This window comes from Streptomyces sp. AP-93 (assembly GCF_022808175.1).
In the GTDB taxonomy this organism is placed as follows: Bacteria; Actinomycetota; Actinomycetes; order Streptomycetales; family Streptomycetaceae; genus Streptomyces.
The window spans coordinates 547397-572508 of record NZ_JALGBX010000001.1; the positions used below are offsets into that span (position 1 = coordinate 547397).

General features: G+C 71.7%; 28 protein-coding genes. 23 read left to right on the forward strand and 5 right to left on the reverse strand.

Annotation, left to right across the window (positions count from 1 at the left end):
- Positions 1 to 75 precede the first annotated feature (75 nt).
- Entirely contained in the window at positions 76 to 3621 is a 3546-nt protein-coding gene (gene dnaE / locus MTF69_RS02575) for a DNA polymerase III subunit alpha (RefSeq protein WP_243330251.1), read from the forward strand.
- A gap of 81 nt (positions 3622 to 3702) precedes the next feature.
- On the opposite strand, the gene MTF69_RS02580 is transcribed toward dnaE, so the two are convergent.
- Positions 3703 to 3873, reverse strand: a complete 171-nt coding sequence (locus tag MTF69_RS02580) for a hypothetical protein (protein WP_243330253.1) — start codon at positions 3871 to 3873, stop codon at positions 3703 to 3705.
- Between the two features lie 228 nt (positions 3874 to 4101).
- On the opposite strand from MTF69_RS02580, the gene MTF69_RS02585 reads away from it, so the two are divergent.
- The 4 genes from MTF69_RS02585 to MTF69_RS02600 are packed head-to-tail and all read left to right on the forward strand — an operon-like array spanning position 4102 to position 8088.
- Entirely contained in the window at positions 4102 to 5436 is a 1335-nt protein-coding gene (locus tag MTF69_RS02585) for an NYN domain-containing protein (protein WP_374321955.1), read from the forward strand.
- 28 nt (positions 5437 to 5464) lie between these two features.
- Positions 5465 to 6505, forward strand: coding sequence for an ABC transporter ATP-binding protein (locus MTF69_RS02590; RefSeq protein ID WP_374321957.1), 1041 nt, complete (start codon positions 5465 to 5467; stop codon positions 6503 to 6505).
- Positions 6502 to 7326: an ABC transporter permease gene (locus MTF69_RS02595; protein WP_374321959.1), complete on the forward strand. Its 825-nt coding sequence runs from the start codon at positions 6502 to 6504 to the stop codon at positions 7324 to 7326. Before MTF69_RS02590 ends, MTF69_RS02595 begins: the two co-directional genes overlap by 4 nt.
- A 51-nt stretch (positions 7327 to 7377) precedes the next feature.
- The gene (locus tag MTF69_RS02600) at positions 7378 to 8088 is read left to right on the forward strand and encodes a hypothetical protein (RefSeq protein ID WP_243330256.1); all 711 of its coding nucleotides are present in this window, start codon (positions 7378 to 7380) and stop codon (positions 8086 to 8088) included.
- A gap of 225 nt (positions 8089 to 8313) precedes the next feature.
- On the opposite strand, the gene ybaK is transcribed toward MTF69_RS02600, so the two are convergent.
- The 3 genes from ybaK to MTF69_RS02615 are packed head-to-tail and all read right to left on the reverse strand — an operon-like array spanning position 8314 to position 11193.
- Positions 8314 to 8802 (reverse strand): Cys-tRNA(Pro) deacylase, encoded by a 489-nt coding sequence (gene ybaK, locus MTF69_RS02605; RefSeq protein ID WP_243330258.1) that lies wholly within the window; start codon positions 8800 to 8802, stop codon positions 8314 to 8316.
- A gap of 14 nt (positions 8803 to 8816) precedes the next feature.
- A complete protein-coding gene (locus MTF69_RS02610) occupies positions 8817 to 9554 on the reverse strand; it encodes an LON peptidase substrate-binding domain-containing protein (RefSeq protein ID WP_243330260.1) in 738 nt (245 codons plus the stop codon).
- A 34-nt stretch (positions 9555 to 9588) separates the two neighbouring features.
- Positions 9589 to 11193, reverse strand: coding sequence for an oxidoreductase (locus tag MTF69_RS02615; RefSeq protein WP_243330262.1), 1605 nt, complete (start codon positions 11191 to 11193; stop codon positions 9589 to 9591).
- Between the two features lie 425 nt (positions 11194 to 11618).
- Between MTF69_RS02615 and hisD the strand changes: the two genes are divergently transcribed.
- The 11 genes from hisD (at position 11619) to MTF69_RS02670 (ending at position 19405) form a co-directional block, all read left to right on the forward strand.
- The gene (gene hisD, locus MTF69_RS02620; RefSeq protein ID WP_243330264.1) at positions 11619 to 12941 is read left to right on the forward strand and encodes a histidinol dehydrogenase; all 1323 of its coding nucleotides are present in this window, start codon (positions 11619 to 11621) and stop codon (positions 12939 to 12941) included.
- On the forward strand, positions 12938 to 14089 hold the full coding sequence (locus MTF69_RS02625; RefSeq protein ID WP_243330265.1) for a histidinol-phosphate transaminase: 1152 nt from the start codon (positions 12938 to 12940) through the stop codon (positions 14087 to 14089). The genes hisD and MTF69_RS02625 overlap by 4 nt, the downstream gene beginning before the upstream one ends.
- Entirely contained in the window at positions 14086 to 14679 is a 594-nt protein-coding gene (gene hisB / locus MTF69_RS02630) for an imidazoleglycerol-phosphate dehydratase HisB (RefSeq protein WP_243330267.1), read from the forward strand. The genes MTF69_RS02625 and hisB overlap by 4 nt, the downstream gene beginning before the upstream one ends.
- 1 nt (position 14680) lies before the next feature.
- A complete protein-coding gene (locus MTF69_RS02635) occupies positions 14681 to 14848 on the forward strand; it encodes a hypothetical protein (RefSeq protein WP_243330269.1) in 168 nt (55 codons plus the stop codon).
- A 5-nt stretch (positions 14849 to 14853) separates the two neighbouring features.
- Positions 14854 to 15495 (forward strand): imidazole glycerol phosphate synthase subunit HisH, encoded by a 642-nt coding sequence (gene hisH, locus MTF69_RS02640; protein WP_243330461.1) that lies wholly within the window; start codon positions 14854 to 14856, stop codon positions 15493 to 15495.
- Entirely contained in the window at positions 15495 to 16229 is a 735-nt protein-coding gene (priA, locus tag MTF69_RS02645) for a bifunctional 1-(5-phosphoribosyl)-5-((5-phosphoribosylamino)methylideneamino)imidazole-4-carboxamide isomerase/phosphoribosylanthranilate isomerase PriA (RefSeq protein WP_243330271.1), read from the forward strand. The genes hisH and priA overlap by 1 nt, the downstream gene beginning before the upstream one ends.
- Positions 16226 to 16642 (forward strand): RidA family protein, encoded by a 417-nt coding sequence (locus tag MTF69_RS02650; protein ID WP_243330274.1) that lies wholly within the window; start codon positions 16226 to 16228, stop codon positions 16640 to 16642. Before priA ends, MTF69_RS02650 begins: the two co-directional genes overlap by 4 nt.
- Positions 16639 to 17394 (forward strand): imidazole glycerol phosphate synthase subunit HisF, encoded by a 756-nt coding sequence (gene hisF / locus MTF69_RS02655; protein WP_243330275.1) that lies wholly within the window; start codon positions 16639 to 16641, stop codon positions 17392 to 17394. Before MTF69_RS02650 ends, hisF begins: the two co-directional genes overlap by 4 nt.
- Positions 17395 to 17422: 28 nt before the next feature.
- Complete coding sequence (locus tag MTF69_RS02660) at positions 17423 to 18649, forward strand: MFS transporter (protein ID WP_243330276.1); 1227 nt, start codon at positions 17423 to 17425, stop codon at positions 18647 to 18649.
- 130 nt (positions 18650 to 18779) lie between these two features.
- Positions 18780 to 18998 (forward strand): type II toxin-antitoxin system VapB family antitoxin, encoded by a 219-nt coding sequence (locus tag MTF69_RS02665; protein ID WP_243330277.1) that lies wholly within the window; start codon positions 18780 to 18782, stop codon positions 18996 to 18998.
- On the forward strand, positions 18995 to 19405 hold the full coding sequence (locus tag MTF69_RS02670; protein ID WP_243330278.1) for a PIN domain-containing protein: 411 nt from the start codon (positions 18995 to 18997) through the stop codon (positions 19403 to 19405). The genes MTF69_RS02665 and MTF69_RS02670 overlap by 4 nt, the downstream gene beginning before the upstream one ends.
- Before the next feature lie 4 nt (positions 19406 to 19409).
- Here MTF69_RS02670 and MTF69_RS02675 read toward each other — a convergent pair whose 3' ends face one another.
- Positions 19410 to 20042, reverse strand: coding sequence for a TIGR03085 family metal-binding protein (locus tag MTF69_RS02675; protein WP_243330279.1), 633 nt, complete (start codon positions 20040 to 20042; stop codon positions 19410 to 19412).
- An 84-nt stretch (positions 20043 to 20126) separates the two neighbouring features.
- Here MTF69_RS02675 and hisI point away from each other — a divergent pair, with 84 nt between their 5' ends.
- The 7 genes from hisI to trpM all read left to right on the forward strand — a co-directional run bounded on the left by hisI (position 20127) and on the right by trpM (position 25053).
- Positions 20127 to 20516 carry a phosphoribosyl-AMP cyclohydrolase gene (gene hisI / locus MTF69_RS02680; RefSeq protein ID WP_243330280.1) on the forward strand — a complete coding sequence of 130 codons (390 nt, stop codon included), beginning with the start codon at positions 20127 to 20129 and terminating at the stop codon, positions 20514 to 20516.
- A gap of 31 nt (positions 20517 to 20547) precedes the next feature.
- Positions 20548 to 22038, forward strand: coding sequence for an anthranilate synthase component I (locus MTF69_RS02685; protein WP_243330281.1), 1491 nt, complete (start codon positions 20548 to 20550; stop codon positions 22036 to 22038).
- 14 nt (positions 22039 to 22052) lie between these two features.
- Positions 22053 to 22736 carry a TIGR02234 family membrane protein gene (locus tag MTF69_RS02690; RefSeq protein WP_243330282.1) on the forward strand — a complete coding sequence of 228 codons (684 nt, stop codon included), beginning with the start codon at positions 22053 to 22055 and terminating at the stop codon, positions 22734 to 22736.
- A 166-nt stretch (positions 22737 to 22902) separates the two neighbouring features.
- Entirely contained in the window at positions 22903 to 23154 is a 252-nt protein-coding gene (locus MTF69_RS02695) for an HGxxPAAW family protein (RefSeq protein ID WP_243330283.1), read from the forward strand.
- Positions 23155 to 23217: 63 nt separating this feature from the next.
- Complete coding sequence (locus MTF69_RS02700) at positions 23218 to 23688, forward strand: DUF2752 domain-containing protein (RefSeq protein WP_243330284.1); 471 nt, start codon at positions 23218 to 23220, stop codon at positions 23686 to 23688.
- 162 nt (positions 23689 to 23850) lie between these two features.
- On the forward strand, positions 23851 to 24660 hold the full coding sequence (trpC, locus tag MTF69_RS02705) for an indole-3-glycerol phosphate synthase TrpC (protein ID WP_243330285.1): 810 nt from the start codon (positions 23851 to 23853) through the stop codon (positions 24658 to 24660).
- A 177-nt stretch (positions 24661 to 24837) separates the two neighbouring features.
- On the forward strand, positions 24838 to 25053 hold the full coding sequence (trpM, locus tag MTF69_RS43645) for a tryptophan biosynthesis modulator TrpM (protein ID WP_374321967.1): 216 nt from the start codon (positions 24838 to 24840) through the stop codon (positions 25051 to 25053).
- The last annotated feature ends 59 nt before the right edge of the window (positions 25054 to 25112 follow it).

The following is a 25112-nucleotide window of genomic DNA, read 5'->3' on the forward strand; positions in this document are numbered from 1 at the left end:
GCCCGGAAACTGTCACTGGGGCCACGTAGGATTCATAGCTGCCGCCCCCTCTCTCCCCGCCCGGAGGCCCCCACCGTGACCAAGACGCCGTTCACGCACCTGCACGTCCACACCCAGTACTCCCTGCTGGACGGTGCCGCGCGGCTGAAGGACATGTTCAACGCGTGCAACGAGATGGGCATGACGCACATCGCCATGTCCGACCACGGCAATCTGCACGGGGCGTATGACTTCTTCCACACGGCGAAGAAGGCCGGGGTCACGCCGATCATCGGCATCGAGGCCTACGTCGCCCCGGAGTCCCGGCGCAACAAGCGGCGCATCCAGTGGGGCCAGCCCCACCAGAAGCGCGACGACGTGTCCGGTTCCGGCGGTTACACCCACAAGACGATCTGGGCGGCGAACTCCACCGGGCTGCACAACCTCTTCCGGCTGTCCTCGGACGCGTACGCCGAGGGCTGGCTGACCAAGTGGCCGCGCATGGACAAGGAGACCATCTCCCAGTGGTCCGAAGGCCTGATCGCCTCCACCGGCTGCCCCTCCGGTGAGCTGCAGACCAGGCTGCGCCTCGGCCAGTTCGACGAGGCCCTGAAGGCCGCCTCCGAATACCAGGACATCTTCGGCAAGGACCGGTACTTCCTGGAGCTGATGGACCACGGCATCGAGATCGAGCGCCGGGTCCGCGACGGGCTGCTGGAAGTCGGCAAGAAGCTCGGCATCCCGCCGCTGGTGACGAACGACTCGCACTACACGTACGCGCACGAGTCCGCCGCGCACGACGCCCTGCTGTGCATCCAGACCGGCAAGAACCTCTCGGACCCGGACCGCTTCCGCTTCGACGGCACCGGCTACTACCTGAAGTCCACGGAGGAGATGTACGCCGTCGACTCCTCGGACGCCTGGCAGGAGGGCTGCCGCAACACCCTCCTGGTCGCCGAGCAGATCGACACCACCGGCATGTTCGAGGCCAAGAACCTCATGCCGAAGTTCGAGATCCCCGAAGAGGGCTACACCGAGATCACCTGGTTCAAGGAGGAAGTGCGGCGCGGCATGGCCCGCCGCTACCCGGGAGGCGTCCCCGAGGACCGCCAGCGCCAGGCCGATTACGAGCTGGACGTCATCATCCAGATGGGGTTCCCCGGCTACTTCCTCGTCGTCGCCGACTTCATCATGTGGGCGAAGAACCAGGGCATCGCGGTGGGCCCCGGCCGTGGCTCCGCCGCCGGCTCGATCGTCGCCTACGCCATGGGCATCACCGACCTCGACCCGATCACCCACGGCCTGATCTTCGAGCGCTTCCTCAACCCCGAGCGCGTCTCCATGCCCGATGTCGACATCGACTTCGACGAGCGCAGGCGCGTCGAAGTGATCCGGTACGTGACCGACAAGTACGGCGACGACAAGGTCGCCATGATCGGCACGTACGGAAAGATCAAGGCGAAGAACGCCATCAAGGACTCGGCGCGGGTCCTCGGCTACCCGTACGCCATGGGCGACCGGCTCACCAAGGCCATGCCCGCCGACGTCCTGGGCAAGGGCATCGACCTCAACGGCATCACCGACCCCTCGCACCCGCGCTACGGCGAGGCCGGCGAGATCCGGGCGATGTACGAGAACGAGCCGGACGTGAAGAAGGTCATCGACACCGCCCGCGGTGTGGAGGGCCTGGTCCGCCAGATGGGCGTGCACGCCGCCGGCGTGATCATGTCCAGCGAGCCGATCGTCGACCACGCACCGGTCTGGGTGCGGCACACGGACGGCGTGACCATCACGCAGTGGGACTACCCCCAGTGCGAGTCGCTCGGCCTGATCAAGATGGACTTCCTGGGCCTGCGCAACCTCACGATCATGGACGACGCCGTCAAGATGGTGAAGGCCAACAAGGGGATCGACCTCGATCTCCTGGGCCTGCCGCTCGACGACCCCAAGACCTTCGAACTGCTCGGCCGCGGCGACACCCTCGGCGTCTTCCAGTTCGACGGCGGGCCCATGCGCTCCCTGCTGCGCCTGATGAAGCCCGACAACTTCGAGGACATCTCCGCCGTCTCGGCCCTGTACCGGCCGGGCCCGATGGGCATGAACTCGCACACGAACTACGCCCTGCGCAAGAACAAGCAGCAGGAGATCACCCCGATCCACCCGGAGCTCGAGGAGCCGCTCAAGGAGATCCTCGGCGTCACCTACGGCCTCATCGTGTACCAGGAGCAGGTGCAGAAGGCCGCCCAGATCATCGCCGGGTACTCGCTCGGCGAGGCCGACATCCTGCGCCGCGTGATGGGCAAGAAGAAGCCCGAGGAACTGGCGAAGAACTTCGTCATCTTCGAGGCGGGTGCCAAGGAGAAGGGCTTCAGCGACCAGGCGATCAAGGCGCTGTGGGACGTCCTGGTCCCCTTCGCCGGCTACGCCTTCAACAAGGCCCACTCGGCCGCGTACGGCCTGGTCTCCTACTGGACCGCCTACCTCAAGGCCAATTTCCCGGCCGAGTACATGGCGGGCCTGCTCACCTCGGTCAAGGACGACAAGGACAAGTCCGCGATCTACCTGAACGAGTGCCGCCGGATGGGCATCAAGGTGCTCCCGCCGAACGTGAACGAGTCGGAGCCCAACTTCGCCGCCCAGGGTGACGACGTGATCCTCTTCGGCCTCACCGCCGTGCGCAACGTCGGCCAGAACGTCGTCGAGTCGATCATCAAGACCAGGAAGGCCAAGGGGAAGTACTCCACCTTCCCCGACTTCCTGGACAAGGTCGAAGCGGTCGTCTGCAACAAGCGCACCGTCGAGTCCCTGATCAAGGCCGGCGCCTTCGACGAGATGGGCCACACCCGCAAGGGCCTGGTCGCCCACCACGAACCGATGATCGACAACGTGGTCGCCGTCAAGCGCAAGGAGGCCGAGGGGCAGTTCGACCTCTTCGGCGGAATGGGCGACGAGAGCGCGGGCGACGAGCCGGGATTCGGCCTCGACGTGGAGTTCTCCGACGTCGAATGGGAGAAGTCCTACCTGCTCGCCCAGGAGCGCGAGATGCTCGGCCTCTACGTCTCCGACCACCCGCTCTTCGGCCTGGAGCACGTGCTCTCCGACAAGACCGACGCCGGCATCTCCCAGCTCACCGGCGGGGAGCACGGCGACGGCGCGGTCGTCACCATCGGCGGCATCATCTCGGGCCTCCAGCGCAAGATGACCAAGCAGGGCAACGCCTGGGCCATCGCCACCGTCGAGGACCTGGCCGGCTCCATCGAATGCATGTTCTTCCCCGCGACCTACCAGCTCGTCTCCACCCAGCTGGTCGAGGACACCGTCGTCTTCGTCAAGGGCCGCCTGGACAAGCGCGAGGACGTCCCCCGGCTGGTCGCCATGGAGATGATGGTCCCCGACGTGTCCAACGCCGGCACCAACGCCCCCGTCGTCCTCACCATCCCCACCGTCAAGGTCACCCCGCCGATGGTGACCCGGCTCGGCGAGATCCTGCGCCACCACCAGGGCAACAGCGAGGTGCGGATCAAGCTCCAGGGCCCGCGCACCACCACCGTGCTCCGCCTCGACAAGCACCGGGTCAAGCCCGACCCGGCGCTCTTCGGCGACCTCAAGGTGCTGCTCGGCCCGTCCTGCCTGGCCGGCTAGCCGCAGCCGCACCCACCGAACCCGTACGCGGGAAGCCCGCCCCAGTCGACCGGGGCGGGCTTCCCGCGTACGGGGGAGGCGTCAGTTGTGGCCGAACTTCTTTTCCTTCTTCTTGCCGGCCATCTGCAGCGGACTCGGGGCCGCCGGGGTCGAGGTCGAGGACGAGGAGTCCATCGAGCTCTTCGCCGGATCCTGTGAAGCCGAGCGCTCTTCGGACTTGGCGGGCTGCTGGCGGTTCTTGTTCTTGGCCATGGGATGCCTCCGTGGGGGGTTTAGGGGCCAGGGCCGCCTTCACACTCACACAGGGCCGTAAACGGCGCATTTTGGATCATTACCGCGCGTAGTCGGGGCACCTGCCGGGGACTCCGGGAGATACGCCACGCCGATGATCGAGTTCCGGCCGTCTAGGCCGTTGCCGTCGGGCAGACTCGGGGAAACCGCGAAAGACACAGAGGACCCCCAGGGAAGAGGGTGGTACGCGTGGACCGCTGCGTCGTCCTGGTGGACGCCGGCTATCTGCTGGGCGCCGCCGCGAGCCTCCTCGCAGGAGAGCCGTCCCGCTCCCGGATCACCGTCGACCACGCCGCCCTCATCCAGGGCCTGCGCGAGCGCGCCGAAGCCGACACCGAGCAGCCGCTCCTGCGGATCTACTGGTTCGACGGCGCACCCGACCGGGTGCCCCAGCCCGAGCACCGGCGGCTGCGCGTCATGCCCCGCGTCACCGTCCGCCTCGGCGCCCTGACCCGCAGCGACGGCCGCTGGGCCCAGAAGGGCGTCGACGCGGCCATGCACGCCGAGCTCACCGAGCTCGCCCGCAACCGGGCCTGCTCGGACGTCGTACTCGTCACCGGCGACGGCGACCTGCTGCCCGGCCTGATGTCCGCCAAGGAACACGGAGTCGCCGTCCACCTGTGGGCCGTCCAGGCCGCCGACGGGGACTACAACCAGTCCGAGGACCTCGTCGCCGAAGCCGACGAACGCCGCGTCCTGGACCGCACCTGGATCACCCGCGCCGTCCGCGCCCGCGACCTCACCGGACTCTGCGCCCCGGCGCCGGCCCCGCGCCCCGAGATCGCCGCCATCCTCTCCGCACCGCTGCCCGAAGCCGCCCTCGCCGAAGCCGCCCGCGGCAACGGCAACGGAACCCGGCCCGCGGCCCCCGTGGAGCCAGAGGAGGGCGGCGCAGCGGCCACCGCCGGGGCCACCACCGCCAACGGGAAGACCGTACCGACCCCGAAGGACCTCGCGGGCGCCCTGCGCGCCCCCGGCACCGCCGCGGCCGCACCCGCGCCCGCGCCCGGCCAGGCCCTCGGCGCGGCCCCGGCCGGCAGCGCCCTGCGGTGGTCCTCCGACAAGGGGTGGATCGACCGCGCCGGACCGCTCGGCGAGCCCGCCGAGACCGCCTCGCTGCCCACCCTCGCCCAGCTCACCTCCGCCGAGCAGCGCTGGGCGGACCGCGAGGAGGACATCACCACCGTCGGCGGCGACCCCTTCGAGGTCGGCCAGGTGTTCGCCCGGCGCTGGATGGAACGGCTCCCGGAGACCGTGCACCTGCAGAAGCTCGCCACCATGTACCCGCGGATCCCGCACCGCATCGACGGGGAGCTGCTGCGCTACGCCGCCCGCTTCGGGCTCCTCGCACACAAGGACGACCAGATCGACGAGCACGACCGCTACGCCATCAGGGCCGGCTTCTGGCGCGAGATCGACGTACGGGCGGCCGCGGAGCACGTGGCCGGCGCCGGATCGGCGGCCGCCCCCGGCGCCGTCGGTACCCCCGTGGCCCCCGTAGCGGCGGCCCCGGCAGCCGAGTAGGGGCCGCAACCCCGTAGGCTGCTCCCTCGTGAGTACGGGGACAGCACAGGCGGATACGGACACGGCAGGGGCCGCGGGACCGGCCCCCGACGTGGTCTGCGCGGTACGTGACCTGGTCAAGACGTATCCCGCGGTACGAGGACGGCGCGGGGCCCCGGCCCTGCCCGAGACCCGTGCCACCGACGGGATCTCCCTGGACGTGCGGCGCGGCGAGATCTTCGGGCTGCTCGGCCCCAACGGCGCCGGCAAATCGACCCTGGTCCGCCAGCTCACCGGCCTGCTGCGGCCCGACTCCGGCTCGGTGAACCTGCTCGGCCACGACCTCGTGCGCCACCCCGACCGGTCGGCCCGGCTGCTCTCCTACCTCGGCCAGGAATCCACCGCCCTCGACGAGCTCACGGTCTCGCTGGCCGCCGAGACGACCGGCCGGCTGCGCGGGCTCGGCCTGCGCGAGGCGCGGACCGTACGGGACTCCGTCCTGGAGGAGCTCGGACTGACCGGGATCGCCGGCCGCCCCCTGAAGAAGCTGTCCGGCGGACAGCGGCGCCTCGCGTGCTTCGCCGCCGCACTGGTGGGGGAGCGCCCCGTCCTGGTGCTCGACGAGCCCACGACCGGCATGGACCCGGTGGCCCGGCGGGCCGTCTGGGCCGCCGTCGACCGGCGCCGCGCCGAGACCGGGGCCACCGTGCTGCTGGTCACCCACAACGTCATCGAGGCCGAGACCGTCCTCGACCGGGTCGCCGTCATCGACCAGGGCCGGGTCATCGCCTGCGACACCCCGGCCGGGCTCAAGGCCCGGGTGTCCGGAGAGGTCCGGCTCGAACTGGTCTGGCGCACCGCGCCGCCGCTGGAGCTCCCGGAGGTCGCCGCGCTCGCCCCGGCCGCCGCCGAATCCGGGCGGCGCTGGGTGCTGCGGCTCGGACCCGACGAGGCGCGGGCGGCGGTGGCCGCCGTGACCGGCGGCCCGGCCTTCGCCGCCCTCGACGATTTCACGCTGGCCACGCCGAGCCTGGAGGACGTGTACCTCGCCCTGGGCGGACGCACCTCGAAGGGACTGGTGAAGGCGTGAGCCCCACCGCCGCCACGGCTACCGCCACCGCCGCCACGGCCACCACGGCCGCACCCGGCACCGCCGTCGGGGCACTGGCTCCGCGCGCCCGGTTCTTCCCGGCGCTGGCCGCCGTGTACCGGGCCCAGCTGTCCCGCGCGCGGGTCTCGCGGATCCCGCTGCTGTTCGTGGCCACCTTCCAGTCCGTCGGGATCATGATCCTGATGCGGGGCGTGGTCGACGGGGGCTCCGAGGCGCGGGCCGTCGTCGCCGGTTCCTCCGTGCTGGTCGTCGCCTTCGTCGCGCTGAACCTGCTCGCCCAGTACTTCGGGCAGCTCCGGGCCAGCGGCGGGCTCGACCACTACGCCACCCTGCCGGTGCCGCCCGCGTCCGTGGTGCTGGGCGCGGCGGCCGCGTACGCCTCCTTCACGCTGCCCGGCACGCTGGTGACGGCCGTCTTTGGCAGCGTGCTCTTCGGACTGCCGATGGGCGGCCTGTGGATCCTGGCCGCCGTGGTGCCGCTGGCGGGGGCCGCCCTCGCCGGGCTCGGCGCGGCGCTGGGCCTGCTCGCCCCCCGGCAGGAGCTGGCCACCCTCGCCGGACAGCTCGGCATGTCCGCGGCCCTGCTGCTGGGCGTACTGCCGCCCGAGCGGATGCCGGACGTGATCGTCTGGGCGCGGGACCTGCTGCCGTCCACGTACGGCGTGGAGGCCTTCGCCCGGACCTTCGAGCCGCACCCCGACTGGGCGGCGGTCCTCCTCGACCTCGGCGTCTGCGCCGGGGTGGGCGTGCTGTCGCTCGCGCTCGCGACCTGGGCCTACCGGCGGGCAGCGGTCCGCTGACGCCCGCCGGGGCCGATCGTTAAATCAAACACTTCCTGGCACGATGTGGGGGTGACCGAAGCCGTGACCCCTTATGACAAGCCCGATCAGCCGCCGTCGGAGTCCCCTTCGGCTGCGACAGCGGCTGGGGCCGCGCCCGCGCCCGAGCCCGCCTTCTCCCCGTCGGACATCCGCGACGGGGCCGCCATCGCCCTCGTGACCGGCGTGGCCGGCGTGCTCCTCGGGCTGCTGTGGGTCTGGCTCGCACCGCGCGTGCAGTTCGTCTCCAACGGCGAGGCAGTGTTCCTGCGGGACACCGAGAGCGAGGCCCGGATCGGGGCCGACGGGACCTTCCTGCTGCTGTCGGTGGGATTCGGCGTGCTGAGCGCGCTGGGCGTCTTCCTGTGGCGCCGCGGCGGGGGCGCCGCGCAGGTGATCGGGCTCGCGGTCGGATCGGTCTTCGCCACGCTGGTGGGCTGGCGCGTGGGCCTGTGGCTGGGGCCGACCTCGGACCTGGCGGCGGCCGCCCGGAAGGCGGGCAAGGGAGTCCCCTTCGAAGCCCCGCTGGAGTTGCTCGCGCACGGGGCGCTGCTCGGGTGGCCGATGGCCGCGGTCGTCGTCCACCTGGCGCTGACCGCCCTGTGGGGGACGCGGGACCCGGCGCCGGAGCTCGCGATGTGGCCGTCGGCGTATTACCAGGCCCCTGTCGATTCCGCCGACTCCCCGGCCCCGTCCCCGTCCGTGTATCCGGACCCGTCCGGTACGGAGCCTCCGCGGCCGTAGGCCCGGCCGGGGGAGGCGGGCCCTGCGGGGCCGTCCCCTACCCGCCCTTCCTCCGTTCCCCGGGCGCTGCCCGGACCCGGTCCTCAAACGCCGGACGGGCTGAGAATGCCGCTGCGCGGCATCATCCAGCCTCGCCGGCGTTTGAGGCGCGGGGTCTGGGGCGGAGCCCCAGGGAACGGTGGAAGGGCGGGTAGGGGACCTCTGCCGCGCAGCGTTCCGGGCCCGCTACGCGCGGGCGATCGGGGCCGGAGTGGCTGCGGTCAGGGCGGTCAGGGTGGACGGGGCGAGCTCGACCTCCAGGCCGCGGCGGCCCGCCGAGACGCAGATGGTGGGGAACAGCGATGCCGAGGCGTCCAGGACCGTGCGCAGGCGTTTGCGCTGGCCCAGCGGGGAGATGCCGCCCAGGACGTAGCCCGTGGTGCGCTCCGCCAGGGCCGGATCGGCCATCGCGGCGCGCTTGCCGCCCACCGCGGCGGCCAGGGCCTTCAGGTCGAGGCTGCCCGAGACCGGGACCACCGCGACCACCAGCGAGCCGTCGACGTCGGCGAGGAGCGTCTTGAAGACCTGGGAGGGGGAGACCCCGAGGGCCTGGGCCGCCTCCTCGCCGTACGACGGGTGGGCCGGGTCGTGCTCGTAGGCGTGCACGGTGAATTCGGCGCCGGCCGCCGTCAGCGCCACGATCGCCGGGGTGCCCGCCGGCTTCTTCTTCGCCATCGGTGCGCCGTCCGTCAGTTCGGGCTCGTCGGGGCGCGGGTGAGTTCCACGGCCGGGAGCGAGGGCAGGTGGCGGATGACGGCCGTCTCGGAGCGCAGCAGCTTCAGCTCCTCCGCTAGGCGGGTCGCCGTGTCCGGGGCCTGGAGCAGCCGCTGCTTCGCCGGGATGTCCAGCACTGCGGCCGCTGCGACCAGGTAGGAGACCACCGAGGGCTCGTCGGGGAGGTCCATGCCGGTCAGGGACCGTTCGCGGGCTCCGGCCAGCCGCTTCTGGTAGGCGCGGAACGCCCGCAGGACGCCCTCCGCCAGCGCGCCCGCGCCGTCGCCCGCGTCCTCCGGGAGCTCCTCCAGCTCCGCCACGAGGAAGGGGCCGGACGCGTCCACCGACAGCAGCCGGACCCGGACCGTGCCGGTCGCCATCACCTCGAAGCTGCCGTCCTCCCGCTCCCGGATCGATGCCGCGTCCGCGATGCAGCCCACCCGGTGGAAGGCCTGGACCGGGTCCGCGCCGAAGCCGGCGGCCGGCCCGCGCTCGGGCACGGCCGTCTGGTCCGGCAGACCGGGCGCGGTCGGGGCGACCTCACGGCCGTCGCGGATCGCGACGACCGCGAAGCGGCGGGGCTCGTCCTCTCCCGCCTTGAGCAGCTCGCGCATCATGGCGCGATAACGCTCCTCGAAGATGTTCAGCGGGAGGACGAGTCCCGGGAACAGCACCGAGTTCAGCGGGAAGAGGGGCAGGCGAACGGTGGTCACGAGGCACAGGGTAGTGGCCGTGGCCAGGGGACCGTCACCCCCGCCTCAGGACGCGGGAGGCTCCCGCTGCCACGGTCGTGGCCAGGATCCAGCCCAGGATGACCAGGGCCGCCGTGCCCCACTGCCAGCCGCCCCGCAGGATCCACTGGTCCTGCTGGCCGAGGTCGATCACCGGCAGCAGCAGGTCCAGCGCGAACAGCGCCGGGTTCCAGTCCGGGTGCTCCTCCGCCTTGAGCGGCGGCGGCTCGCCGTGCACCGCGAAGAGCGCGGCCCCGGCCGCCCACAGCACGGCCATCCACAGCGCCGCCCGCCCCGGCCGGTAGCCGTAGACCACCGTCCAGTCCTGGAGGTAGCCCCACGCGCGCAGCGCCGGCGGCAGCGTCGTGCGCCGACGCCGCTGTTTGGCCAGCAGCACCTCGCGGGCGTCCGCGTCCTCCCCGGAGGCCCGCAGGACCGCGGCGAGCCGCTCGTACGGTTCCGGGGAGTACTCGGGGGTGGCCGCCTCGACCCACTCCAGCCGGCGGGCCGGCGGGAAGAGGCCCCGGGGCGCGAGGTTCTCGTAGCCGAAGCCCTCGATGGACAGCCGGCCCGGGCGGGCCGGCCAGCTCGTGGCCGTGTCCACGAGCTTGACCACCTGCGAGCCCGACAGCACCACCCGGCCCCGCTCCGGCCGCTCGCCGACGAACCGCAGCTCCGGGGTGTGGATGCGGCGCAGCGAGACCTCCTGGTCCTCCGTGAGGGTGAACCGGGCCCCGTAGAAGTCCACGGCGTCACCGAAGCGGCCGTCGTCCAGCCGCAGGCCGCCCCGGCACTCGAAGTGCTGCGCGGGCTCGCCCCGCAGCGGGGTGTAGCCCTGCCCGTAGGGGGGAGTGGAGGAACCGGAGTCGCCCGAGGTGTAGTCCAGGGCGATGGAGGTCAGGTAGAGCGTGCGCTCCACGGTGAGCTGCGGGGCGTTCAGCGCCCGCTTCCCGGCCGGATTGCTCAGGCGGGCCCCGCGCAGGCTCATCGACACGCCGACCTTGGCGCCGCGCAGGCTGAGCTCCCCGTAGGTCTGGAGGAGCTCGCCCTGGAAGTCCTGCGCGACCGACATCCCGTCGGCGGCCAGGGCCCGGCCCTTGCCGTCGCGCTGCACGACCGCCTCGCTGATCAGCAGGTCGGTGCCGATCTGCGCGTCGGTCAGCCGGATCCCGCGCGCCACCCGGCAGCGTGGCAGGTGCAGGTCGCCCTCCGTCTGCAGGCGGGCCGCTTCGAGCCGGGGTATCGCGCAGTTGACCAGGCGCAGCGTGCCGAAGCGGGTCTCCGAGAGCTGCACCTCCCCGTCGAAGCGGCAGGACTGGAGCTCCACGTACGGGGTGACCGTGCCCCCGGAGAGGTCGAGGCGGCCGGTGATCCGGACGCCGCGCAGCTTCAGGGAGGCCACCCGGCCCCGCACCGGGCCCGGCCCGTGGAGCAGCAGCAGGGCCACCACCGCCGCGCGGACGCTGCGCTCGGGACCCCAGACCCGGTCGGCGTGCGGATCGTCCCGCTCGGCGGTGCGGGTGCTGAGATCGCAGACGCTGCCGGTCCGGTACGCGTCCCACATGAGCCGTTCGGGGCCGGTGAGATCGTCCGGTTCCCCGTCCGGGCGTGCTTCGGCCATGGCGGCCCCCCTCCGCTGTCACGGCGGTAGTCACCGCGCGTAATCGAACGCCAATCGGCGTTCCGTAATTCCGCTAGGATCGCCAAGTCCCGCAAGGGATAGGGCGAGAAGACGCCCTGTGGGAGTCAACCGCATTGTGTCTGTCCCCGGCTTGCCGGTACAGATCGCGCGGCAGCACAACGTTTGAGCTGTGCCTCTGCTCCCCGAATGCCGGACCAGCGCCCTGAGCGACCCCGGATGAGCCGCCCCCGGGCGACCATGCCGGACAGCCCAGGAACGCCCCGGCGGCAATCCGCCATCCCCACAAGATGCGGATCAAGTCTTAGAGGGCCGCTGTGACATTTTCTCCGTGGAAACCTCCGTGGCCTGTATCACCCAGTGATACAGGCAAACGGTGCCGCGAGGCGGTCTGAGAGAATTGGCAGGTGATCTCTCGTATCGACCTGCGCGGCGACACCCTCCCCGAGGGTGGCGCCCTGCGCGATCTGCTGCCCCGTGCCGAGTTCGACGTAGAAGCCGCCCTGGAGAAGGTGCGGCCCATCTGCGAGGACGTCCACCATCGTGGGACGGCGGCGCTGATCGAGTACGCGCAGAAGTTCGACGGGGTGGAGCTCAAGCAGGTCAGGGTGCCCGTCGAGGCACTGAAGACCGCTCTGGACCAGCTCGACCCGGCCGTCCGCGCCGCCCTGGAGGAGTCGATCCGGCGCGCCCGGATCGTGCACCGCAACCAGCGCCGCTCCGAGCACGTCACCCAGGTGGTCCCCGGCGGCACGGTGACCGAGAAGTGGGTTCCGGTGGAGCGCGTGGGGCTGTACGCCCCGGGCGGCCGCTCGGTGTACCCGTCCTCCGTCGTCATGAACGTGGTCCCGGCCCAGGAGGCGGGCGTCGAGTCCATCGCGCTCGCGTCCCCGCCGCAGAAGGAGTTCGACGGTCTGCCGCACCCGACGATCCTGGCCGCCTGCGCGCTGCTCGGCGTGGACGAGGTGTACGCCGCGGGCGGTGCCCAGGCCGTCGCGATGTTCGCGTACGGGACCGAGGAGTGTGCCCCCGCGAACATGGTGACCGGCCCCGGCAACATCTGGGTCGCCGCCGCCAAGCGCTACTTCACCGGCAAGATCGGCATCGACACCGAGGCCGGCCCGACCGAGATCGCGGTCCTCGCGGACTCCACGGCCGACCCCGTGCACGTCGCCGCCGACCTGATCAGCCAGGCCGAGCACGACCCGCTGGCCGCCGCCGTCCTCGTCACGGACTCCGCGGAGCTCGCGGCCGCCGTCGAGAAGGAGCTGGAGCCGCAGGTCGCGGCGACCAAGCACATCGAGGACCGGATCAAGCCCGCGCTGGCCGGCCGCCAGTCGGCGATCGTGCTGGTCGACAGCCTGGAGGACGGCCTCAAGGTCGTCGACGCGTACGGCGCCGAGCACCTGGAGATCCAGACCGCCGACGCGGCCGCCTGGGCCGCCCGCGTGCGCAACGCCGGCGCGATCTTCGTCGGTCCCTGGTCCCCGGTCTCGCTGGGCGACTACTGCGCCGGCTCCAACCACGTGCTGCCCACCGGCGGCTGCGCCTGCCACTCCTCGGGCCTGTCCGTGCAGTCCTTCCTGCGCGGCATCCACATCGTCGACTACACGCGCGACGCCCTCGCCGAGGTCACCCACCACGTGGTGACCCTGGCCGAGGCCGAGGACCTGCCCGCGCACGGCGCGGCTCTGAAGGCACGTTTCGGGTGGAAGGTTCCCCAGGCATGACCGGCACCACAGACAGCACGGACACGACGGCTGAGGCGGCCGTCATCGGCATCGACGACCTCCCCATCCGGGACGAGCTGCGCGGCAAGACCCCGTACGGCGCCCCGCAGCTGGACGTGCCCGTCCAGCTCAACACCAACGAGAACCCGTACGGGCTCCCCGAGCCGCTCGTCGCGCGCATCGCCGAGCGGGTCGCCGAGGCCGCCCGCACCCTCAACCGGTACCCCGACCGGGACGCCGTCGAGCTGCGCACCGAGCTCGCCGCCTACCTCACCCGTACCGGCAAGCACCCGGTCGCGCGGGAGAACGTGTGGGCCGCCAACGGCTCCAACGAGGTCCTCCAGCAGCTGCTGCAGACCTTCGGCGGCCCCGGCCGCACCGCGATCGGCTTCGAGCCCTCGTACTCGATGCACGCGCTCATCGCGCGCGGCACCGGGACGGACTGGATCTCCGGCCCGCGCAACGAGGACTTCACGATCGACGTGGAGGCCGCCGAGCGCGCCATCACGGAGCACGCGCCCAACGTCGTCTTCATCACCTCCCCCAACAACCCCACGGGCACCGCGGTCGGCGCGGAGACGGTCCTGGCCCTCTACGAGGCCGCGCAGGCGGCCGGGCCCAGCCTGGTCGTCGTGGACGAGGCCTACGTGGAGTTCAGCCACCGGGACTCGCTGCTGCCGCTGATCGAGGGCCGCCCGAACCTGGTGGTCTCCCGGACCATGTCCAAGGCCTTCGGCGCCGCGGGCCTGCGCCTGGGCTACCTGGCCGCGCACCCGGCCGTGGTCGACGCCGTACAGCTCGTACGCCTGCCGTACCACCTGTCGGCCGTCACCCAGGCGACCGCGCTGGCCGCCCTGGAATTCACCGACACCCTGCTCGGCTACGTCGAGCAGCTCAAGGCCGAGCGCGACCGCCTGGTCACCGAGCTGCGGGGGATCGGCTTCGAGGTCACCGACTCCGACTCGAACTTCGTACAGTTCGGCCGGTTCGAGAATTCCCACACCGCCTGGCAGAAGATCCTCGACCAGGGCGTCCTGGTCCGGGACAACGGCGTACCGGGATGGCTGCGGGTCACCGCGGGCACCCCGGCCGAGAACGACGCGTTCCTGGAAGCGGTTCGCGCACTGAAGAAGGAGCAGCACGCATGAGCCGCATCGGACGGGTCGAACGGACCACGAAGGAGACCTCGGTCCTCGTCGAGATAAACCTCGACGGCACGGGCAAGGTCGACGTCTCGACGGGCGTGGGCTTCTACGACCACATGCTCGACCAGCTCGGCCGCCACGGCCTCTTCGACCTCACGGTCAAGACCGAGGGCGACCTGCACATCGACAGCCACCACACCATCGAGGACAGCGCGCTCGCGCTCGGCGCCGCCTTCAAGCAGGCCCTCGGCGACAAGGTCGGCATCTACCGCTTCGGCAACTGCACCGTGCCGCTCGACGAGTCCCTCGCCCAGGTGACCGTCGACCTGTCGGGCCGCCCGTACCTCGTGCACACCGAGCCCGAGAACATGGCGCCGATGATCGGCTCGTACGACACGACGATGACCCGGCACATCTTCGAGTCCTTCGTCGCGCAGGCCCAGATCGCCCTGCACATCCACGTGCCGTACGGCCGCAACGCCCACCACATCGTGGAGTGCCAGTTCAAGGCGCTGGCCCGGGCCCTGCGCTACGCCGCCGAATTCGACACGCGCGCGGCCGGGATCCTGCCCTCCACGAAGGGCGCCCTCTAGCGTGAACGGGCTCAACACGATCCTGATCGTCCTCGGCCTGTTCCTGGCCGGCGGCGTCTACTCCTTCAAGAAGCAGGAGATGCCCACCTCGGTCATCGCCCTGCTCGCCATCGGCTCCGTGATGTGCCTGGTCGCCGGAGTGCTGCGGATCCAGGGAATTTGGGAGTGAGCACTGTGACCCCCACCAAGAAGGTCGTCGTCTTCGACTACGGCTTCGGCAACGTCCGCTCCGCCGAGCGCGCCCTCGCGCGCGCCGGCGCGGACGTGGAGATCACCCGCGACTACGACAAGGCCATGGACGCCGACGGACTCCTCGTCCCCGGTGTCGGAGCCTTCTCCGCCTGCATGCAGGGGCTCAAGGACGCGCGCGGCGACTGGATCATCGGCCGCCGGCTCTCCGGCGGCCGTCCGGTCATGGGCATCTGCGTCGGCATGCAGATCCTCTTCGAGCGCGGCATCGAGCACGGCGTGGAAACCGAGGGCCTCGACGAGTGGCCCGGCACGGTCGGCCCGCTCCAGGCCCCGATCGTCCCCCACATGGGCTGGAACACCGTCGACGCGCCGGCCGACAGCCAGGCCTTCGCCGGCCTGGACGCGGACGCCCGCTTCTACTTCGTGCACTCCTACGCGGCCCACGACTGGTCGCTGGAAGTCACCAACCCGCTGATCAAGGCCCCCAAGGTCACCTGGGCCACGCACGGCGAGCGGTTCGTCGCGGCCGTGGAGAACGGGGCCCTGTGGGCCACCCAGTTCCACCCCGAGAAGTCCGGGGACGCCGGCGCCCAGCTCCTCACCAACTGGATCGAGACCCTGTGATGACGACGTCGAAGAAGCTCGAACTGCTCCCCGCCGTCGACGTCCGCGACGGCCAGGCCGTCCGCCTCGTGCACGGCGTGTCCGGCAGCGAGACCTCCTACGGCTCCCCGCTCCAGGCCGCCCTGGCCTGGCAGGCCTCCGGTGCCGAATGGCTGCACCTGGTCGACCTGGACGCCGCCTTCGGCACCGGTGACAACCGCGCGCTCGTCGCCGAGATCACCGGCGCCATGGACATCAAGGTCGAGCTGTCCGGCGGCATCCGCGACGACGCCACGCTCGCCGCGGCCCTCGCCACCGGCTGCACCCGCGTCAACCTCGGCACCGCCGCCCTGGAGACCCCCGAGTGGGCCGCCAAGGCCATCGCCGAGCACGGCGACAAGATCGCCGTCGGCCTCGACGTGCGCGGCACCACCCTCAAGGGCCGCGGCTGGACCAGCGAGGGCGGGGACCTCTACGAGACCCTCGCACGCCTGGACTCCGAGGGCTGCGCCCGGTACGTCGTCACCGACATCGGCAAGGACGGCACCCTCACCGGCCCCAACCTGGAGCTGCTGAAGAACGTCTGCGCCGCCACCGACCGGCCCGTCGTCGCCTCCGGCGGCATCTCCTCCCTCGACGACCTGCGCGCACTGGCCGGGCTCGTCGGGGCCGGCGTCGAGGGCGCCATCGTAGGCAAGGCCCTGTACGCCAAGGCGTTCACGCTCGAAGAAGCCCTGAAGGTGGTCTCCGCATGAGTTCCGAGAACGGTTCCGCGAACAGTTCCGACGTCCGACGCATCTCTTCCGGCGGCGCCTACGAGGACGTACTCGGCTACTCCCGCGCTGTCCAGCTCCCCAACGGGCTGGTCCTGGTCTCCGGCTGCACCGGAGCCGACGCGGGCGGCCCGTACGACCAGACGAAGAAGGCCTTCAGCGTGGCCTTCAAGGCGCTCGAGGAGGCCGGACTCGGCCCCGAGCACGTGGTCCGCACCCGCCTCTACCTCACGCACGCCCGTGACGTGGACGAGGTCGGCCGCGCCCACAGCGAGCTCTTCGACAAGATCCGCCCCGCCTCGACGCTGATCATCGTCAACGGGTTCGTGGACCCGAGCATGGTCGTCGAGGTGGAGGTCGAGGCCTTCGGCCCCGTCGCGGGAGGCTCCGCATGACCCTCGCCGTACGGGTGATCCCCTGCCTGGACGTGGACAACGGCCGCGTGGTCAAGGGAGTCAACTTCCAGAACCTGCGCGACGCCGGCGACCCCGTCGAGATGGCCAAGCTCTACGACGCCGAAGGCGCCGACGAGCTGACCTTCCTCGACATCACCGCGTCCTCCGGGAACCGGGAGACGACCTACGACGTGGTGCGCCGCACCGCCGAGCAGGTCTTCATCCCGCTGACCGTCGGAGGCGGCGTACGCACCGCCGACGACGTGGACAAGCTGCTGCGGGCCGGCGCCGACAAGGTCGGCGTGAACACCGCCGCCATCGCACGGCCCGAGCTCATCCAGGAGATCGCGGAGCGCTTCGGCCGGCAGGTGCTCGTCCTGTCCGTCGACGCGCGCCGCACGGCCTCCGGCTCGTTCGAGGTGACCACCCACGGCGGCCGGCGCAGCGCCGGCATCGACGCCGTCGAGTGGGCCCACCGGGCGGCCGAACTGGGCGCCGGGGAAATCCTGTTGAACTCGATGGACGCGGACGGCACCAAGGACGGCTACGACACCGAGATGATCGCGGCCGTGCGCAAGCACGTCACGGTCCCGGTGATCGCCTCGGGCGGCGCGGGCAAGCTCTCGCACTTCCCGCCGGCGATCGCGGCGGGCGCCGACGCGGTGCTCGCGGCGTCGGTGTTCCACTTCGGAGACCTGCGCATCGGCCAGGTCAAGGACGCGCTGAGGGAAGCGGGCCACCCGGTCCGCTGAGGTCCGCTTCGCCCGTGGGGGGCTGGTCGTGAACGGGAACGTCTGGCGGGACGGCAACGTCCTGCGCTGGCTGGCCGCCTACGGGGCTTCGCTCGTCGGGGACGGGGTCTACTTCCTCGCCCTCGGCTGGGCGGCCGCCCAGACGGCCGGCCCGGCCGAGGTCGGCCTGGTCATGGCGGTCGGCGCGATACCGAGGGCCCTGCTCATGCTGGGCGGCGGGGTGGTCGCCGACCGCTTCGGGCCCCGGCTCGTGGTCATCTCCTCCGACGCCGTGCGGTGCGGTGTCGTCCTCGGACTGGCGCTCGTCCTCGCCCTCGGCTCCCCGGGCCTGTGGGTCCTGGTGCTCGTCGCGCTGGTCTTCGGCATCGTCGACGCCCTGTTCATGCCGGCCGTCGGCGCGCTGCCGCCCCGGATCGCGGGGCCCGGGCAGCTGGTACGGGTCCAGGGGCTGCGCAGCCTCGCGGAACGCGTCGGGCACACCGCCGGGCCGCCGGTGGCGGGGCTGGCGATGGGACTGGGCGGGCCGGCGTCGGCCTTCGCGGTGGCGTCGGTGCTGTTCGGGGTGTCGCTGGTGCTGCTGGTGGCGGTACGGATCGCTCCGCTGCCGGCTCCGGCGGAGGCTTGCGCCCCCACCTCGGGGGAGAGCCCTTGGAGGCAGCTCCGCTCGGGGCTCGGGTACATCCGGCGGCACGGGCTGATAGGCCCCCTGGTGCTGTCCGGGGCGCTGAGCCAGCTCGGCACCTCCGCGCCGATGACGCTGGGGCTCATCCTCGTCTCCGAGGAGCGCGGCTGGGGGCCGGGCGGGGTCGGCTGGATCATCGGCGGGATGGGCCTGGGAGCGGCGTCGAGCGCGCTGGTGCTGACGTTGATCCCGAGGTTCCCGCGGGCCGGGGCGATCCAGAACCTCACCCTGATCATCGGCTCCGCCGGGATCGGCGGCCTGGTGCTGGCCCCGAGCCTCCCGGTGGCGGTCGCCCTGGCCGTGCTGACGGGTCTGGTCTGCGGGATCTGCGGAGGCCTCGCGGTCGCCCTGATCCAGACGGCCACGGACCCCTCCTACCTGGGCCGGGTCAGCTCGGTGATGGCCTTCACGGCGGTCGGCCTGGCCCCGCTGGCCTATCCCGCCTTCGGCTTCGCGGCGGATGCGTGGGGGGTGACCCCGATCTTCCTGGCGGGTGCCGGTGTGAGCATGGCGGGGGCCATAGTCGGAACCTCAGCCCCCGCTGTCCGCCGCGCGGAGCTTGCCTTCGCCTGAAGCTCCCGCCCCCGCCCCGGCATCCCGCTGCCGGCCTTTGCCGCGCGGAGCTCGCCCTTGCGGCATAGCCGTCTCGACATCCAGGTTGATATACTGATGCCTACGTGTATATCGGCGCTGGAGGTTCCTGATGGCCAGAACTGTGATCGACGTCGACGACCAGATGCTCGCCTTCGCTCAGCAGCAGCTCGGCACCACCACCAAGCGCGACACCATCAACCGGGCGTTGACGATAGCGGCCGGGATCAGCGCGGACGACCGCGCCCGGGCGCTGCGCTGGCTCCAGGAGAACGCAGAGGACTTCCTCGACTTCGCGGTGCTTGAAGAGCGGGAGCGCAACGGCCTGTGAGCTACCTTGCCGACACCTCTGCGGTCTGGCGGCTGCTACGGGGGCAGATCGGGGAACCCTGGGTCAAGTACGTCGCCCAAGGACTGGTGGCGATCTGCCCACCGGTGGAGTCCGAGCTGATGCCCAGCCTCCGGGCCGACCGGGACTTCGAGCCGTTCTTCAGCATGCTGGGGCAGACCTTCGGCTGGGTCCCCGCCGTGGACGACCCATGGCCAAAGATCATCGCCGTGCAGCGGGACCTCGCCGCCATCGGCCATCATCGAGGTCCGTCCCCGATCGACATCCTCATCGCGCTGACCGCGCAACAGCACCGGCTCACGGTCCTGCACGTCGACGACGACTTCACCGCGATCGGCAAGGTGCGTCCGGGTATTCCCATGATCCGACTTCAGCCGCAGACCGCCTGAAGGATCAGATGCCCAGCTGGGCCGTGGTCAGCTCGGCCACCGCGTCCTTTTCGCCGTCCAGTTCCACCGCGGCAGCGTCCTGCCGGCCGAAGCAGAACAGGGTCAGTTCGCCCGGCTCGCCGGTCACCGTCACCACCGGCGCGCCCTTGTGGGCCACCGCCGTCTGGCCGTTCGGGCGGCGCAGGACCAGGCCCACCGGGGAGCGGCGGCCCGTGAGGCGGGCCAGCTTCTCCAGGCGGGACCAGAGGGAGTCGGAGAAGACCGGGTCCAGGACGCGCGGGGACCAGTCCGGCTGGGCGCGCCGGACGTCCTCGGAGTGGACGTAGAACTCCACCGCGTTCGCCAGCTCGTCGATCTGCTTCAGCGAGTAGAGGGACATCTTCGGCGGGCCCGTGCGGATCAGCTGGATGAGCTCCTCGTACGGCTTGGCCCCGTACTCCTCCATCGCCTTGTCCAGGCGGGCCTTCAGGACGTTCAGCAGGAGTCCGCCCGCCGCGTCCGGGCGACGCTCCCGGACCACCACGTGCGCGGCGAGCTCCCGCGTCCGCCAGCCGTCGCACAGCGTCGGTGCCTCCGGGCCGGCCGACTCCAACAGGTCGGCCAGCAGCAGTCGTTCACGCTTCGCATGGGTAGACATGCTGGCCAGCCTACGGCCGGAACCCGCCCCGTGCCTGCCCATCAGGCGGACAGGGATCCTTGATCGTCGCCCCGGCCCGGCACAATGGCTCCCATGAGTACGTCCTCCCTCGATCCCGCCATCGCCGCCCGCCTCAAGCGCTCCGCGGACGGTCTGGTCCCTGCCATCGCCCAGCAGTACGACACCGGTGAGGTGCTCATGCTCGGCTGGATGGACGACGAGGCCCTGCACCGCACCCTGACCACCGGCCGCTGCACGTACTGGTCGCGCAGCCGTCAGGAGTACTGGGTGAAGGGGGACACTTCCGGCCACTTCCAGCACGTGAAGTCCGTCGCGCTCGACTGCGACGCCGACACCGTGCTGGTCCAGGTGGACCAGGTCGGCGCGGCCTGCCACACCGGTGCCCGGACGTGTTTCGATGCCGACGTCCTCCCCCTGGCCGGTCCCTCCGGCCCCACCGCCGAAGCCGAATAGCCGAAGCCGATCACAAGTAAGGTCCCACGCCATGGATCTTGAGACGTTCCGCAAGCTTGCGGCCGACCGCCGCGTCATCCCCGTCAGCCGCAAGCTGCTGGCGGACGGTGACACGCCCGTCGGGCTCTACCGCAAGCTGGCCGCAGAACGCCCCGGGACGTTCCTCCTGGAGTCCGCGGAGAACGGCCGCTCCTGGTCGCGCTACTCCTTCGTCGGCGTCCGCAGCGCCTCCACCCTCACCGTCCAAGGCGGCCAGGCCCACTGGATCGGCACCCCGCCCGTCGGCGTCCCGACCTCCGGTGACCCCCTGGAGGCCCTGCGGCAGACCGTGGAGGCCCTGCACACCCCCCGGGACCTGGCCTCCGGCATGCCGCCCTTCACCGGCGGCATGGTCGGCTACCTCGGCTACGACATCGTGCGCCGCCTCGAGCGCATCGGCGAGCACACCGAGGACGACCTGCAGCTGCCCGAGCTGACGATGCTGCTCACCTCCGACCTGGCGGTCCTGGACCACTGGGACGGCACCGTCCAGCTGATCGCCAACGCCATCAACCACAACGACCTCGCCGCGGGCGTGGACGAGGCGTACGCGGACGCCGTCGCGCGCCTCGATGCCATGGAGGCCGACCTCGCACGGCCCGCCCCGTACGCACCGATGCCGCTGCCGGACTCGCAGCTCCCGGAGTACTCGGCCCTGTGGGGCGGCGAGAAGTACCAGGCCGCCGTGGAGGACGTGAAGGAGCGCATCCGGGCCGGCGAGGCCTTCCAGGTGGTGCCCTCGCAGCGGTTCGAGACCCCGTGCAGCGCCTCCGCGCTCGACGTGTACCGGGTGCTGCGGGCCACCAACCCGTCCCCGTACATGTACCTCTTCCGCTTCGAGAACGGCTTCGACGTCGTCGGCTCCAGCCCCGAGGCCCTGGTCAAGGTCGAGGACGGGCGGGCCATGGTCCACCCCATCGCCGGCACCCGGCACCGGGGCGCCACCCCGCAGCAGGACAACGAGCTCGCCGACGAGCTGCTGGCCGACCCCAAGGAGCGCGCCGAGCACCTCATGCTCGTCGACCTCGGCCGCAACGACCTCGGCCGGGTCTGCGAGCCGGGATCGGTGGAGGTCGTCGACTTCATGAGCATCGAGCGGTACTCGCACGTCATGCACATCGTCTCCACCGTCACCGGGCGCGTCGCCGAGGGCAGGACCGCCTTCGACGTGCTCACCGCCTGCTTCCCGGCCGGCACCCTGTCCGGGGCGCCCAAGCCGCGCGCCATGCAGATCATCGAGGAGCTGGAGCCCACCCGCCGCGGGCTCTACGGCGGCTGCGTCGGCTACCTCGACTTCGCGGGGGACTCCGACACCGCCATCGCCATCCGCACCGCGCTGCTGCGCGACGGGAAGGCGTACGTCCAGGCCGGCGCCGGGGTCGTCGCCGACTCGGTGCCCGAGCTGGAGGACGCGGAGTGCCGCAACAAGGCCGCCGCGGTGCTGCGCGCGGTGGCAGCGGCGAACCGCCTCCACGGCGCCTGAGCCCGTAGGGGATAGTGGGGTACGTGAGTGCCGTACCCCCGCCCCGAACCGAACACGCCGATGCCGCCGCCGAGCCCGAGGCCCCCTCGGGCCGCGGCGGCCGCCGCAGCGTGGCCGTCGCCCTGCTGCTCGGCGCGCTCGGCGCCACCGTCGTCCTGCTCGCCTCCGGCCGCGTCTGGGCCCGGGGCGTCGCCGCCATCGGCGGCGGTTCGCTGCCGGTGACCGCCGACGGGCGGGCCGTCACCGGCCTGCCCGCCGCCCTGGCCATCGTCGGGCTCGCCGCCCTGGTCGCCGTCTTCGCCGTACGCGGCAGGAGCCGGCTGCTGGTCTCGGCGCTGCTCGCGCTGAGCGGCCTGGGCGCGGGGGCGGCCGCCCTCGCCAACGCGGACGGCCGGCGTGCCCTGGACGCGGAGGCGGCCCGTACGACGGCCGACACCGCGGCCCACGTGGCCGGCCTGACCCATACGGCATGGCCCTACGTGACGGCCGTCGGCGGGGCGCTGATCCTGCTGGCCGGACTGCTCGCGCTGCGCTTCGGGAGCACCTGGCCCACGATGGGCGGCCGCTACGAGCGCGACGGCGGGCCCGGCGGGTCACAGCCGCGCAAGGCGGCCGTGGTGGACCCGGACAGGCCGGAGGACTTGTGGAAGGCTCTGGACCGGGGCGAGGACCCCACCGGCCCGGACCCGACTCCGTGAAACCGGGACCGACCCCGTGAACCCGGAGCGGACCCCGTGAACGAGGTCGCCTCCTGGTACGGGACAATGACCATCGAGCGTTCGACACAGCACCGTTCAACACAGCACCGTGCGACACAGCACGTGCGGCGTGCGACGGAGCACACCCGAGTACGAGGAGCAACTCATGGCGGGCACTAGCCACGGACACACCCCGGCCGCCTGGACCGGTGTCATCATCGCGGTCATCGGTTTCTGCATCTCCGGCGCCTTCATGGTGCTGGCGAACCCGCTGGGCTTCTACGCGGGCCTCGTCGTCGTCGTCATCGGCGGTGTCGTGGGCATGGCGATGAGCGCTGCGGGCATGGGCGCGCCGAAGGCCGCGCACCAGGACCTCGCCGAGGTCATCGCCGCGAACCGGGTCGCCGCCAAGGTCTGACCGGGCGGTAGCCGGTACGCGGGTTTTCGAAAGGCGCGGCCCTGTCGGGCTGCGCCTTTTGTCATGAGCGGAGAGAATCAGCGGGTGGACGCCTCCTCTGGAACGACCGACCTCGCACCGCCTCCCGCGCCCGCATCCCGGGCCGGCCGGCTGGCGCGTCCGGCGCTCACGCTGGCAGCGGCCGCCGCGGCCCTCGCGTACGTGGGGACCGTGGATCCGAACGAACCCGGCCACTATCCGGCCTGCCCGCTGTTCCGGCTGACCGGGGTCCTGTGCCCCGGCTGCGGAGGGCTGCGCAGCGCACACGCGTTCGCCCAAGGCGATCTCGTGACAGCTATCGGGGCAAATGCCCTGGCGGTCGCCGGCTACTTCTTCTTCGCCGGCTTCATGGCCCTGTGGCTGGTTCGCGCCTATCGGGGGGTGCGGGCTCCGAGGCTCGTCGTACGGCCGTTGTACTGGTGGGGGATCGGCGCGGTGGCCCTGGTCTTCTCCGTTGTCCGGAACCTGCCCGTGGGCTCTTTCCTGGCGCCCTGAGGTATAGCTGAAGTAAATATTCCGGATGTCCATTTAATGGGACGCCGTCAGCCGCGTGCGGAGGGCAAGGCGTCCTGCGGATACCATTTGAACTGCTGACCTTGCAGTTGTACGTGTCTGCAAGGCGGCCGACCGTCATCGACCCGGAAGGGGGCCGCTCGCGTGAGTGTGCTCGACGAGATCATCGAAGGGGTCCGCGAAGACCTTGCCGAACGGCAGGCGCGCGTCAGCCTCGACGAGCTCAAGGAGCGTGCCGCCAAGGCGCCCCAGGCCAAGGACGGCGTCGCTGCCCTGCGTGGCGACAGCGTCAAGGTGATCTGCGAGGTCAAGCGTTCCAGCCCCTCCAAGGGTGCGCTGGCCGCCATCGCCGATCCGGCCGGGCTCGCCGCCGACTACGAAGCGGGCGGTGCGGCGGTCATTTCCGTCCTCACCGAGCAGCGTCGTTTCGGTGGCTCGCTGGCCGACCTGGAGGCCGTCCGCGCCCGCGTGGACATCCCGATCCTGCGCAAGGACTTCATCGTCACGGCGTACCAGCTGTGGGAGGCCCGCGCCTACGGCGCCGACCTCGTGCTGCTGATCGTCGCGGCCCTGGAGCAGGAGGCCCTCGTCTCCCTCATCGAGCGGGCCGAGTCCATCGGCCTCACCCCGCTCGTCGAGGTCCACGACGAGGAGGAAGTGGAGCGTGCGGTCGCCGCCGGCGCCAAGATCATCGGCGTCAACGCCCGCAACCTCAAGGACCTCAAGGTCGACCGCTCCACCTTCGAGCGCGTCGTCGGAGAGATCCCGGCCCACATCGTCAAGGTTGCCGAGTCCGGCATCCGCGGGCCGCACGACCTGATCGCCTATGCGAACGAGGGCGCGGACGCCGTCCTCGTCGGGGAGTCCCTGGTGACCGGCCGCGACCCGAAGTCGGCCGTGGCCGACCTCGTCGCCGCCGGCGCCCACCCCGCCCTGCGCCACGGGCGGAGCTGACCCGTACCCATGGCCCCTAGGGAGTGTCGTCAAAGTAGCGTCTGGCCGGCGGGGCCTGGCACGCACGCTCGCCGCGTTGTCGTCGGTCGCCGACGCTCCGCGTCGACTCCCTCCTCCGCTTTGCGATCGCACGCACCAGGCCCCGCCGGCACCGCCCTGCGGGCGGCCGACGCTACTTTGACGACACTCCCCAGCCGCCCCTCCGTCCGCACCCGGCCGGGCTCCGCCCTGGCCGGCGTGCCGACGGCGCACGCGCCCCTGGCGCGCGGCTGCCGCCCTCGCGGCTGCCGCGCCCCGGCCCGGCGCGTGCGCGGGCGGCGGGTCCGGTACGTGATCGGCTCCGAGCCCGGTCAGGTCAACGGCATGCGATGGCGACCCGGAGTCGCGTCGTAACGAGGCCCGCCGGTCGGTGTACGTCGTACACCGCGTCCGTCGGCGTCCCCGTACGGTCC